12 protein-coding genes are annotated in these 13,104 nt (G+C 39.7%); 3 read left to right on the forward strand and 9 right to left on the reverse strand.

Going from position 1 to position 13,104, the window contains the following annotated elements; all coding sequences use genetic code 11:
* Positions 1–13: 13 nt before the first annotated feature.
* Positions 14–2,335 carry a translocation and assembly module lipoprotein TamL gene (tamL, locus tag ACQ2HE_RS08145; protein WP_430898736.1) on the forward strand — a complete coding sequence of 774 codons (2,322 nt, stop codon included), beginning with the start codon at positions 14–16 and terminating at the stop codon, positions 2,333–2,335.
* Positions 2,336–2,682: 347 nt separating this feature from the next.
* Here the strand turns inward: tamL and truB are convergent, their stop codons facing one another.
* The 6 genes from truB to ACQ2HE_RS08175 form a co-directional block, all read right to left on the reverse strand.
* Positions 2,683–3,375, reverse strand: a complete 693-nt coding sequence (gene truB / locus ACQ2HE_RS08150; RefSeq protein ID WP_430898734.1) for a tRNA pseudouridine(55) synthase TruB — start codon at positions 3,373–3,375, stop codon at positions 2,683–2,685.
* A gap of 32 nt (positions 3,376–3,407) precedes the next feature.
* Positions 3,408–4,691, reverse strand: a complete 1,284-nt coding sequence (locus tag ACQ2HE_RS08155; RefSeq protein ID WP_430898732.1) for a DUF58 domain-containing protein — start codon at positions 4,689–4,691, stop codon at positions 3,408–3,410.
* A 68-nt stretch (positions 4,692–4,759) separates the two neighbouring features.
* Positions 4,760–5,737: an AAA family ATPase gene (locus tag ACQ2HE_RS08160; RefSeq protein WP_430898730.1), complete on the reverse strand. Its 978-nt coding sequence runs from the start codon at positions 5,735–5,737 to the stop codon at positions 4,760–4,762.
* A gap of 2 nt (positions 5,738–5,739) precedes the next feature.
* On the reverse strand, positions 5,740–6,960 hold the full coding sequence (locus tag ACQ2HE_RS08165) for a DUF4350 domain-containing protein (RefSeq protein ID WP_430898728.1): 1,221 nt from the start codon (positions 6,958–6,960) through the stop codon (positions 5,740–5,742).
* On the reverse strand, positions 6,957–7,766 hold the full coding sequence (locus tag ACQ2HE_RS08170) for a hypothetical protein (RefSeq protein WP_430898726.1): 810 nt from the start codon (positions 7,764–7,766) through the stop codon (positions 6,957–6,959). Before ACQ2HE_RS08170 ends, ACQ2HE_RS08165 begins: the two co-directional genes overlap by 4 nt.
* A complete protein-coding gene (locus ACQ2HE_RS08175; RefSeq protein ID WP_430898724.1) occupies positions 7,763–8,731 on the reverse strand; it encodes a stage II sporulation protein M in 969 nt (322 codons plus the stop codon). The genes ACQ2HE_RS08170 and ACQ2HE_RS08175 overlap by 4 nt, the downstream gene beginning before the upstream one ends.
* Positions 8,732–8,833: 102 nt before the next feature.
* On the opposite strand from ACQ2HE_RS08175, the gene ACQ2HE_RS08180 reads away from it, so the two are divergent.
* The gene (locus ACQ2HE_RS08180) at positions 8,834–9,601 is read left to right on the forward strand and encodes an RDD family protein (RefSeq protein ID WP_430898722.1); all 768 of its coding nucleotides are present in this window, start codon (positions 8,834–8,836) and stop codon (positions 9,599–9,601) included.
* A 51-nt stretch (positions 9,602–9,652) separates the two neighbouring features.
* Here the strand turns inward: ACQ2HE_RS08180 and ACQ2HE_RS08185 are convergent, their stop codons facing one another.
* The 3 genes from ACQ2HE_RS08185 to proS all read right to left on the reverse strand — a co-directional run bounded on the left by ACQ2HE_RS08185 (position 9,653) and on the right by proS (position 12,068).
* Positions 9,653–9,994 carry a hypothetical protein gene (locus tag ACQ2HE_RS08185; protein WP_430898720.1) on the reverse strand — a complete coding sequence of 114 codons (342 nt, stop codon included), beginning with the start codon at positions 9,992–9,994 and terminating at the stop codon, positions 9,653–9,655.
* A gap of 65 nt (positions 9,995–10,059) precedes the next feature.
* The gene (locus tag ACQ2HE_RS08190) at positions 10,060–10,497 is read right to left on the reverse strand and encodes a hypothetical protein (RefSeq protein ID WP_430898718.1); all 438 of its coding nucleotides are present in this window, start codon (positions 10,495–10,497) and stop codon (positions 10,060–10,062) included.
* Between the two features lie 92 nt (positions 10,498–10,589).
* Positions 10,590–12,068 (reverse strand): proline--tRNA ligase, encoded by a 1,479-nt coding sequence (gene proS / locus ACQ2HE_RS08195; protein ID WP_430898716.1) that lies wholly within the window; start codon positions 12,066–12,068, stop codon positions 10,590–10,592.
* Between the two features lie 165 nt (positions 12,069–12,233).
* Here proS and ACQ2HE_RS08200 point away from each other — a divergent pair, with 165 nt between their 5' ends.
* Complete coding sequence (locus tag ACQ2HE_RS08200) at positions 12,234–13,037, forward strand: hypothetical protein (RefSeq protein ID WP_430898714.1); 804 nt, start codon at positions 12,234–12,236, stop codon at positions 13,035–13,037.
* Positions 13,038–13,104 lie beyond the last annotated feature (67 nt).

Here is a 13,104-nt window from a genome sequence, read left to right on the forward strand (position 1 = left end):
ATTTATTCCTTTTATGTTAGCCCGGAAGCAAGTTAGTTTATTTCAAGTTATAACCCATTACCTGATAGCCGGGCTGGTGTTATTATTCAGTACCTCCTGTGGAGCGTCGAAGAAATTGCCGCGCAATAAACCTTTTGTTTACAAAACAACCATCTATCTCAATTCTCCCCTAACCGGACTACCCAAGGCTGAATTGATCAGTAAACTAGAAAATCAGTTAGACGACTCCATCAAAACTAGGTATGTGAGTTATGCAGGTGTTCGGGTATTGCAAAACCCTCCCGGATTTGACAGTTCAAATATTGCTCGTTCTCGAATCTTTTTAAAAGCACTACTCACCTCTATAGGTTATTTCTACCCTCAAATTCGAGATAGTTTTTACGTGGTAAAGAAAGGTGATCAGCAGAGAGTGCATATCAATTTTTTTGTAACACCGGGGAAGCAGACCAAGGTTGAGTCGGTAACCTATCAACTAACAACACCCGCGCTTCAGGAAATAGCCACCGAGCCACAAACAAAACCCGTTATCAAAGCAAACGATCCTTATTCCATTGGTGCCATTGCCGCCGAACGTGATCGATTGGTGAGCCAATTTCATCAAAATGGGTATTATAAAATTGGGCCCGATGATGTATATGCTTTGGTAGATACTGTTGTTGCGGCATTGATCGATCCTACGTTGGATCCATTTGAACAAATTAGACTATTGGATTCTTTGAAGAAAAAATCAGAGAACCCCACTATTAAAATTGTATTCAAGCAAAAGCCTCCCTCCGATTCCAACCAAGTTAAGAAATTCTACATTGGTAATGTTACCATATTGCCCGACCAAAGTTTGGTACAAGACTCCGTTCTCATATACAAAGACAGTACTGTAAAACCGTATCAATTTAGATTTCTAAGTAATCGATTCAAACTTGGTTTTATGAATCGATATGTAAGTTTGGTTCCCGGAAAGTTGTACAATGAAACGGATTATTATAAAACGATCAATACGTTTAACAGGCTGGGTGCTTGGCAAAGTGCAGATGTTGCACTTACAGAGCGATACGATAGTGTACCGCTATTAGATGCTGAAATCCGTTTGTATCCTTCTCTCAAGCGTAATCTTAAAGTTGACTTAGAAGCGAGCAGAAATATAGCCGATTATTTAACCACTTCCCAATTCTTTGGCCTTGGTTTGAACTTTGCTTTGACCAATAGAAACGCTTTTAGACAGTCGATCCAAACCAATACCAATGCCCGCTTTGGTGTAGAATTCGGTTCTAGTTTTATTCAAACACTTCAAACGAATTTATCACACAGCATCAATTTTCCTCGATTGATTGTCCCTTTCAAGATCAGTGATAAAATTCAAAAGAAAATCGCCAACGAACGCACCATTTTAAACATCAATGGTAGCTATACTATTAGAAAAGATATTTACAATGTAAGTTCAATCAACAGTGGCTTTGGTTACGAATGGTCATCAAAACGATTCAATTGGCAATTGATTCCGATAAATGTGGAGTATACTCGCTTAGATGGAAAGGATAGTTTGAATAAATTGATTCAGCAAATTCCTTCGCTCCGCTATGCCTTTAACGATGGATTTGTAATTGGTACGATAGCATCCATGAATACAACATGGATCAAAGGCAAACGCCGTTCTAACTTCAAAGTTCGCATAGAAGAAAGTGGTGCCTTGTTTGGTTTTATTAAAAATTTGGAGCGAAACAATTTGTTCCGCTTTGTTAAAACAGATATTGAATACAAACATTTAATTAGCTACAATCGATCAGCCTTAGCTTTTAGAGGATTTTTTGGCTATGGTTACGTTTACGGTAAAAAAGGCGATCAGCCGGAAACCAACCTGCCCTTCTTCAAAGCTTATTTCGCAGGTGGACCTTATAGTATGCGTGCATGGCAAGTTCGACGCTTGGGACCTGGTAGTACCCTACTTTATGATACTTCGGGAACCAGAGCCAACGACCGTTTTGGCAACATGCAGTTGGAAGCAAATATGGAATATCGATTTGATTTAACAACAGTAGCAGGAATAAAAGTAAAGAGCGCTTTATTTGTTGACATGGGTAATATTTGGAGCAATGAATTCAAAGATGCGAACTTGACAGATAAAATTCCGGAAGCTAGTTTCCAATTCAGCAGACTCTATAAAGACCTCGCTATTGGTGGTGGCACCAGTTTACGTTTAGACTTCGACTATTTCCTCATACGATTTGATTGGGCCTACAAATTGAAAGACCCTCGCTGGGTTGCTATAAATGACGGCTGGTTTCATGATTTGAGAATTGCGAATGGGCAGTTTCAGTTGGGGATCAATTACCCTTTTTAATTAATAATTAAGAATTAATAATTAATAATGAAACAGCCGGGGAGATAATTAGTGAATTTGTGAGTTTGTAGATGTGGGATGAAATACATAGAAAGAACAGGAGGAGGAACAGGGGGAAAATAGGAACGAGGATGAGAGGAAACGAGGAACGAGGGTAAGGAGGTAGACTATCCATCCTGTAAATCCTTTAATCCTGTAAATCCTGATCGCTGTCAGGTTGATTGAATATTGGAGGCTAATCTGTAGTCAAAAAAAGCCTAAGACCTAAAGCCTAAGGCCCAATGCCTACTACACCGAACTCAATAACTCAAAACTCAATCAATAACTATTTGAGATCGAAAAATTCTCTACTGTGCTGAAAGCGTTTCTGCAATCATAGTTTGGGCTTGTTCCATGGTGTAAGCCGTAGTTACTGAGAATTCGCCGATGCGGGTGCGGCGTAGAGAACTTAGATAGGCGCCAACACCTAATTGTTGACCAAAATCCTGTGCTAAACTTCTGATATAGGTTCCGGTTGTGCATACTACACGAAAACCAATTACATTGTCCTTGATATCAGTAATTTCAAATTCTTTAATTGTAATGGTTCTTGGTTCAAGTTTTACTTCCACACCTTTTCTTGCCAGTTCATAAACACGTTTACCATTCACTTTAATTGCAGAGTGTGCCGGAGGAATCTGTTGTATTTCACCAATGAAAGGAGTGGTTGCGCTTAAGATTGCTTCTTTTGAAATCGAGGTCCAATCCTTCTGTTGTTCCGGATCGCTTTCTAAATCATACGTAGGTGTAACGGCACCAATTGTAAATGTTCCGGTGTATTCCTTTTCCTGTGCCATGAATTCATTGATTCGTTTGGTGAACTTTCCGGTACAAACGATCAACAACCCGGTTGCTAATGGATCGAGTGTGCCGGCATGTCCTACTTTTTTGGTACGGACTGCATTTCTAATTTTTCTAACCACATCGAAGGAAGTCCATTCTAGGGGCTTGTCGATTAATAACACTTTACCTGCATCAAACGGGTTGGCACTCGTATTCATGCTGCAAAGCTAACCAAGTTCGGGGAATTAAGCTAGATGGCTTGTCGCGATTTCAATTCGAGGTATTGATTCACGGTGTTGATCGTGAGATTTTCAGGTTCGGTAAGAATGGTAAAAATTCCGTGTTTTCTCAGTTCTTTTACCATGCGTTTCTTTTCGTATGAAAAGCGCTCAGCAATGGTTTTCATATAAATATCCTCCAGGCTTTGAGATTTCTGAGAGGTTATTTGATTCAATTCAGTGTTCTCAAAAAATACTACTAAGAGTAGATGTGATCTAGAAATGGCCCTTAAATACGGCAACTGACGCTCTAAACCGGCCATTGATTCGAAATTAGTAAAGAGTATCAATAGGCTTCTTTGGTTCACTCTAAACTTAAGCTGGGCATAAAGCTTCTCATAGTCGGTTTCCAGGTAACGAGTCTGTTGGTTATACAAGGTTTCAAGGATATTGGTCATTTGGCCCTGTACCCTTGAAGCCGGAACTACTTGACCGATTTGATGATCGAAAGTGATGAGTCCGGCCCTATCTTGTTTTATGAGCGCTACCCTACTTAATATTAAGCTTGCATTGATAGCATAATCTAAAAGTGAAAGTCCATTGAAAGGGCTTTTCATGACACGACCTTTATCAATCAAGCAATACACTTGTTGGCTCTTTTCATCGGTATAATTATTGACCATCAAGCCGCCTTTGCGAGCCGTAGCTTTCCAGTTAATGCTCCGGATATCATCGCCCCGAACGTATTCTTTGATTTGCTCGAATTCAAGGCTGTGACCAATTTTTCGGATCTTCTTTGAACCTCCATCTTGGAGGTTATTAGAGAATGCTTTTAATTCATATTGGCGCATTAGAAAGTAGGAAGGTAGTACCCTGATAGTTCGCTCCTCTTGCGTAAATTCGATTCGTCTGATGAGTAATTGTAAGGGGCTTTTACAATAGACCAATAAGGAACCAAAATGGTATTCGCCTCTCTCAACAGGGCGAAGTGAATATTCAACAATTGAAGATTCTTTTGACTTCGCAGCAACTTTCTTGGAAAAATCATGAATCTGAAACTGAATCGGCAATTCATCAATTATCTCAATTTGAGAAGTAAAGGGAAAATTGTTATAGACTTTCAGTTGTACTTTATTCTGATCACCATTGGAAAAGCGGTCGGAGCAAATTCTATTTGCAAGTATGGGTCTACGTGGCAAAAACAGCGTAGCAGCATCTACTAAAACAATTACAGCAAGCGCTATAACAGCAATTTTTGTTACCAATAGAAGCCATGGCAGAAAAAAGGACAGAACGAACGCCAAAATCAGTATCACGAGGGCTAAATAGAGCCTTCGACCGATAAAAACAGGATTATTATATAGTGCTTTTAGGAAATTCATTCTTATCTGGGCACTTCAATAGATTGAATAATTTGACTCACTACTTCATCAGTTGTGATGCCTTCCATTTCCTTTTCCGGGCTAAGCGTGATTCTGTGACGGAGAACCGGCGTCGCCACTTTCACAATATCTTCAGGGGTGACAAAATCTCTCCCTTCCATTGCAGCAATCGCTTTTGCAGCATTCATTATTCCGATTGAGGCACGAGGTGAAGCCCCTAAATAAATAGACTTATTTGTTCTTGTATTGGTAGTGATAGCTGTAATGAAATGCAAGAGTTTTTCTTCAATATGAATTTTTCGAACTTGTAATCGTAGTGATTCAATTTGCTGGTGATTGAGCACATGCGTTACTTGATCAACCATTGTGGCCATGTTATTGGCATGTTGATTCTGCAGAATTTGCAATTCTTGTTCTTGAGTGGGGTAACTTACCAAAATCTTAAAAAGAAATCGATCTAGTTGAGCTTCGGGAAGGTGGTAGGTACCTTCTTGCTCTATTGGGTTTTGAGTGGCCACTACCATGAAAGGGTTGTCGAGAACATAGGTGGTTCCGTCCATGGTTATTTGACGTTCTTCCATCACCTCAAACAAGGCTGCCTGAGTTTTTGCAGGGGCACGGTTGATTTCATCAATTAGCACGATGTTAGAGAATATTGGACCACGTCGGAACTCGAACTGTGAATCTTTCGGGTTGAATACAGAAGTACCGATCACATCACTGGGCATTAAATCGGGCGTAAACTGGATGCGGGAAAAATCAACGGAAATACTACGACTAAGGAGTTTTGCCGTGAGTGTTTTTGCAACTCCTGGAACACCTTCGATCAATACATGGCCATCGGCTAAAATGGCGGCTAAAAGTAATTCCACCATTTGCTCTTGACCGATGATTACTTTCCCGATTTCAGATCGAAGCGTGAATACCGCTTCTTGCAATTCTTGCAAATCGGTTCTTTGTTCAAAAAAATTTGATTCCATGTTTATGCCTGTTTATAAAATGATTCGAGTTTATTGTTTAAAAGTATCACCTCTTCATCTGAAACCTCCGGCTGCTCACTCAATTGCTTCATTAAGTATAAAGTAGATTTTAGCTCTGCTTGCTCGATTCCGGTTTTAAAAGCTACTAAACTTACAAAAGAATCGTCCACTTTTGTGGAAGGTATGTTGAGATGGGTTCTTACATGTTCATAAAAATGCTGCGCCATCTTTTGCACCAAGTTTGAATTATTGTGCTGTTGATAGTACAATTGCCCGATCGTTCTTGCGAAATCGAGGCTGGTATTGCGCAAGGGTGGTTTTTCATCTATTTTCCGCTGTTTTCGTTTTGTATCGAAAAAATAAACCAATATTAAAAGTAACAGCAACAGCAGCAACGCCAAAGCAAGTGCCGGCTGTTTTAATGCCCAGGATAAGGCCCTAGACACGCTGTTCTTTGAATTGCGTGAAGAATTGTTCCTAAAGTATTCATTCCATTCAATTGATTGAATTCGTTCAGGAAATTGCGACAAAGCAAGTTCATAGTAGGTTCTATTGTCCTTATGCAGGAGAAAGAAATTAGTGAAAACAAAAGGATTGGAATGAATGTAAATGGCTCCCCCATTAGAGTATTGTATTCGAACAAAATTGGCTTTCCCGTTCGAATTTCTACCTAAAATAGAGGTATAGGTACTATCGTATTCTTGAAAATTACTTCGATAGGTAAATCCGGGATAGTAAAAAGAGTCGAGGGCGAAGGTTTCAAAATTTTCGATACTGGAAACAGCCGTATTGTCTTCTTCAAATGAAAACTCTGCATTTTTTAATTTCAAGTTCAAAGAATCGAGAAAGTTGTTATCGATATCAAAAGCTGAAAGCAGTAATTGATTTCCCTCCCAAACATAATTAAGCAGGGCTTGTCGCTCATTTGGGCTAGGCATGAATTCTCTTACGATTATTATTCTTGCTGATTTCCCTGAACCCGGTTCAGCGCTGTTAAAAATCGATTGCACTTCAGGGTATTCCAAAGGGCTCTTTTTACTGGATGTGATTTTAGCCTTGGGAAAAAGAGATTGTAATTGATTATAGGCAAACCAAGTTCCATATGGGATCTTATCGTTCTTCCACAAGGAAATATTTCTGTTCAATTTTTTTTCTTCTTTTTTTGAACAGCCCACTATCAGCGTTATGCTTAGAATAAATAATATCGTTAGGATACGTCTCACAAATTCAGTTTGCTTTGAAATAAAGAAAATTCCTCTTTGAATTTTACAAATTGAGTTTCGTTTATCTCGAATCCTCCATATGCGATGTAATCGCTCAAATATGCTAATTTCCTAAACTCATTGTAGAGTCGGTGATTTCGCATTTTAAAAACGTACTGCATATTTGTAGTCTGCTTGTCATAGTTCAATGCTCCGGCTTTATTCAAAAGAAAAAGTGTTTTAATATACGATAGCCGTAAATAAAGAATGTAGTTCTTTTCGCTTTCTGCTTTGGTTAGTCGTTCATCTATATTTTCAAGATGCAGTCCTTCCTCCGACAGATCAATTTCAGGTTGCTCAATCGGTTTTTTTGACCCAAATTCGAAGAGGCTATTATTGACGACCAATTTATAAACAACAAAGAGCAATACAAGAATGATTAAAACAACACCAAATTGCGACAGCCATTTAGGTGCATTACCGGAAAACAAACCGTCGTTTGAGGTTTCCTGTTCTTTCTGAATTATTTTTTTCCAATAGGAAGAGTCATTGGCGTATCGGAAATCTTTACTGTTTTTTAATGCCAACACAGCACTATCGTTCAGGCGTTTCCAAACAAATGTATCATTGATGATATTTTCTCTAACGGAAGGAGCTGACGTATCTGCATCCAAATCTTCATCCGGCACTACTTCTTCATCGTAAATTAGGGTATCGTTGTAGTTGTTCTTTACAATTGAGTCCAATACATTCTTCTGAGCCATTCCAACATGAAAGAACAGCGTCATACAAAACATTAGCAAGTATTTCCGTAGGGTGATGCTCATGATTTCACTTCTTCCTTTTTAATGCCTTGCCTTTTTTCTACTTGAATAGGATACCAACCGAAATACCAACACACGAATACGAATGAAACTGTCAGAATTGAAATACTTAAAAGTTTTGGCATTTCTGTGTGGCGTGTAACAAAGCCTTCTAATAGTGCAGCCATAAGAAGCATAGGAACAATTCCGAGCATTACTTTAATACCATCTTTGGCTCCTAGCTTCAAGGAATTCAGTCTCGTTTTAGTTCCCGGAAATAAAATGCTATTTCCTAAAATCAATCCGGCAGCGCCCGAAATTACAATTGCAGAGATTTCTAGTGTACCGTGAATCCAAATCACCAATACTGAGGCCCAACCTAATCCCTTTGCAAAGAAATAGTATTGAAATGCGCCAACCATGACTCCATTCACCAACAAAAACCAGGATGTACCAATTGAAAGGAGTAAGCCACCGATAAAAGTGAGAAATGCAACTCTAATATTGTTCAATGCAATTCGAACAAACATCATGAATGCCTGTTCGTCTTTATAAACACCAAAGGGATCCCCTTTAGCAATATTATCTTGGGTCATTTCCACATAATCATCGCCTAATATTCCGGCCACGAAGCTGTTATCGTTTGCTGCTGAAAAAGCTGCAAAAATGGAGAAGAGCAGAAAGATACCAAACGCAATTGTTAATTCTCGATGATGTTTTCGAACGATGAGGGGAAGTTCGGTTGACCAGAAACGCCAAATTCTGGAGATGCGTTCTTTTTTGTTCTTATAGATACCTAAATAGATTCGAGAGGCCAAGCCATTCAGGTAGGTAGTTACTTTGCTATGTGGATAGAACGTTTTTGCATAGCCGAGGTCGTTGACCAATTCGGTGAATTGATTGGCCATTTCGTCAGGATCATTCGCTTTTCTATACTGATACTGCTTCCACTTTTCGATATTTTTCTTGATAAAGAGACCTTCTCGCACCGCTCATTAGGATTTAAAAGATTCAAGTGTTACTTTTATACAATAAATATACTTCTAAATTACGGTAAACCTCGCACCGAAGCACGAAATTATAGAATAAAAATGCCGGCAGTAAAATTAGATACAGGGTTCAATATTGAGCTTGAATTTCAAGTAGCTCCCTTCCACAAAAGGATGTTTGCTTGGATGATTGATCTTTTGATTAGCTATGTATATTTGAGGCTTTTGGCGCTGGCCTTAGGAGGAGATATTATTACCGGAGTTTTTGAAGAGAAGAATATTTTACACATGTTGTTCAGCTTGGTTCCGGTGTTCTACCATTTATTTATGGAACAATTCTTTAATGGTAGGAGTATCGGAAAAATGGTATTTCAACTACAGGTAATTACCATAGATGGTGGCCAACCCAGCTTCGGTCAGTATTTGTTACGTTGGGCCTTTCGTACATTAGATTTTCCGGTAACTATTATTGGGCTGATCGTTGCGAATGAGATGCCTTGGTGGACATTTCCATTAATAGCCGGAGGACTTTTTGCTGTTATTGTTACGCCAAAGAGTCAGCGAATTGGCGATTTAATTGCCGGAACAATGGTTATTGAAACCAAAAACAACACTAGTTGGGAAGACACCGTATTTACGGAAGTAGAGGCCACCTACCAACCAATGTATAAAGAAGTAATGCAATTGAGTGATCGTGACATCAATACCTTAAAGTCGATCATCAACAATGTTAAGAGAAATGATGATTTCAATCTTAGTTTAAGGATTGCTGATAGAATTAAATCAAAGTTAAACATTCAGTCGGACCAAGACAGCTTGCAGTTTTTGGAAACCTTACTAAAAGATTACAATTACTATTCTACAAGATAAAAAAAGGGCGATCTTTTTGATCGCCCTTTTTTTATCGAATATGCTTTGATTTTACCTGCTGAAAAGACCCGCAAAAACAAAGGCCAATACCATAAACGCAAACACGATTATTAACAAAATGCCGGTCATTTTATTATAGTAATTCAGATTCTCTGCCGCTTTCTCCATATCGAGTTCACTATTGTTTGCTATAGCTACCAAGGTATGATTCGAGAACTTTAATAGGAAGTAGTTAAGTATACCGCCCAAGATTGCTGTAAAAATTGCTCCGGCTAATCCTCCTGCCATAGAGCCTGCTACATTTTTTCCAAATAAAACCACCACTATATTGACAGCATAGGAAGCGTATGCAACATAGGCGATTATACGACCCCATTTTGCTATGGATTCCATGTGAGATTTTATTATTTGATCAAACTCTAGATCAAATAGATTGTCGTTGGTATTTGTTTCCATATTTAAAAAAGTGTTGTAAGTGATTGAATGATTGAGAAGATACTAATTAATGTAAAAACGCCATAAATCAAAAAATAGATCTTTAAATAGCGCCATCCATTGGTGAAAGCAACCATGTCTCTTGTTTCAAGGCCAACTTTCAAATGATTATAAGCCCTAAGCATTATGAATAGCAAAAGCCCGGCGATCAAAATGATAAAAAAGATTGCGACCAATATAACGGAGGCGTAATTCGTTTCTATGCCTGGAAGAACCGATGATAATTGATCTAAGAAACTGGTACCGCCAATGGCAAGAAAAATAGCAGCAAGTGTAAGAACTACTAGCAAAGAGATGGCAGTAAATCTACCCCATTTTGCAGCACTAAGAAAGTTGGAGGAAATAGATCTATTGACCGATAAGGAGTCGTTAAGTAGATCTTGGTTTGAGTTTTGGTCCATGAGTAAAATATTTGAACTAAATGTAGGAAAAAAAACAAGAATTTGAAATAGAAATTAGGGCACTAAAAAACCCCGCAGTAGCGGGGCTTTTCTTAGTATGCTTGAGCAAAAAGGACTCTTTGTGTACTAGGCTTTCCTGTTAGTATACACTTTCCTTCTTCTTGTTTATTATCCAATGGAATGCATCGAATGGTTGCTTTGGTCAGTTCTTTGATTCTGGCTTCCGTTTCAGGTGTACCATCCCAATGAGCAGCAATAAATCCACCCTTTGTATTCACTAAGTTTTCAAACTCTTCCCAAGTATCGGCAGGAGTGATATGCGATTCTTGATAGGCTTTGGCTTTGTTATAGATATTTTGTTGAACATCGTCGAGCAAAGAAATGATGCGTTGCGCCAATCCGTCGAGTGATACTGTTTGCTTTTCTTTGGTATCTCTTCTTGCTAGTTCAACGGTATTGTTTTCCAAATCGCGCGCTCCAATTGCAATTCGCACGGGCACTCCTTTCATTTCATATTCCGCGAATTTCCAACCCGGACGGGCATTGTCATTGTCATCGTATTTTACACGAATGCCTGCAGCTTTCAATTCTTTTGTAAGTGCTGCAACTTTTGCGTCGATCAATGCTTTTTGTTCATCGCCTTTATAAATTGGCACGATCACCACTTGGTGAGGAGCAATTCTTGGAGGAAGGATCAAACCATCATCATCACTGTGCGCCATTACAAGGGCCCCGATCAGGCGGGTACTAACACCCCAACTGGTAGCCCAAACATATTCTAATTTGTTTTCTTTATCAGAGAATTTCACGTCGAAGGCCTTTGCAAAGTTTTGACCAAGGAAGTGAGAAGTTCCGGCTTGTAGAGCTTTCCCATCTTGCATCAATGCTTCGATGCAATAGGTATCTACGGCACCTGCGAAGCGTTCGCTTTCTGACTTCACCCCTTTGATTACAGGTAATGCCATCCAATTCTCTACGAAATCGGCATACACGTTCAGCATTTGAACAGTTTCTGCAACTGCTTCTTGAGCAGTAGCGTGTGCAGTATGACCTTCTTGCCAGAGGAATTCAGCCGTGCGTAGGAACAGGCGCGTGCGCATTTCCCAGCGAACTACGTTTGCCCACTGGTTGATCAAAATGGGCAGATCACGGTAGGATTGAATCCAATTCTTATAGGTATTCCAAATAATGGCTTCACTGGTAGGGCGAACCACTAGTTCTTCTTCGAGGCGGGCATCGGGGTCTACCATCAAACCACCTTTCTTATTGGGGTCTGATTTAAGGCGGTAGTGGGTAACTACAGCGCATTCTTTGGCGAAACCTTCAGCGTTCTTCTCTTCGGCTTCAAACAGGCTTTTAGGTACAAAAAGCGGGAAATAAGCATTTACGTGTCCGGTGTCTTTAAACATCTTATCAAGTGCATCGCGCATGTTTTCCCAAAGTGCATACCCGTACGGCTTGATCACCATACATCCGCGAACGGCTGAATAATCAGCCAAATTACCCTTGATAATCAAATCGTTGTACCACTGCGAATAGTCCTGCGACCTCGACGTAATTTCTTTGCTCATGTTGCTTTCTTGTTTCTAATTGATTGGTTCTTATTGTTGCTGAGTACCTTATACAAACTTTAACATCCCGGCTGCAATAAAATACTAGCTTTGGCTGTCTTTTTATTGTAATTTAGTACGAGCGCAAAAGTAGCACTTCGTATCTAAACTATTAAAACCATTGTTATGAAGTCTCCATCTTTACTTATCCTCATAGCTGCCGTTAGCTTAACCAGCTGTACAGGCATGTATAAAACCACACAAACACCCGACGACGTGTACTACTCACCTGCTCGTGGTGCTGATGAATATGTGGAAGCCAAGAAAGACAATCCTAACCGATATAATGCCTCAAATTATGAGAGCGATCGTTCCGATGAGCGTTGGCTGAGAATGCGTTCCAGAAATCCATACCGTTGGAGCTATTTCGACGATTACGATTGGAACCTTTACAATGGGTACACTTATAATCCCTACATTGGCTACTACGGATCGGGCTGGAATATGTATTTCAACAATTTCTGGTCATGGAACAGTTACTATAACCCTTACTGCAGAACCATTGTGGTAGTAAATCCTACCTTGAATCCCGGTGCGTTCAGAAATGTAAGAACAGTAAGTTTGGCTAGTTACCAAAAGAACAACTACAGTAGCAGTCCGATGGTGAAAAACGGCAAAACTTATTACAGTCCTACAGGTGGAGGTAGCTTAACCCCCGGCAGTCGTTATAACAATTCAAATAGCAATAGCAACAGCGGCCCAACTTTGGGAACATCTATTCGCAAAGCGTTTACGCCTTCTAGCGGTGGATATACAAATGGAAACGTATACACACCTTCCAATGGCAGCACACCTGTTAGATCCTATACTCCATCAAGTTCAGGAACGGGCACCAGCAGTTCAGGAAGTAGTTCCTCAGGTGGAAGCAGCAGTGGCGGCTCGTCTGGCGGCGGAAGTGTTAGTCGTCCCGGCCGTGGCGGTGGTCTATAAACAATAAAATACTCTGAAAAGGAGAAACTGAAATTTGAGTTCGCTTGAACGGTTTCTCCTTTTTTAG

It is taken from the genome of Endoryza foliicola (assembly GCF_050589245.1).
GTDB lineage: Bacteria > Bacteroidota > Bacteroidia > Chitinophagales > Chitinophagaceae > Endoryza > Endoryza foliicola.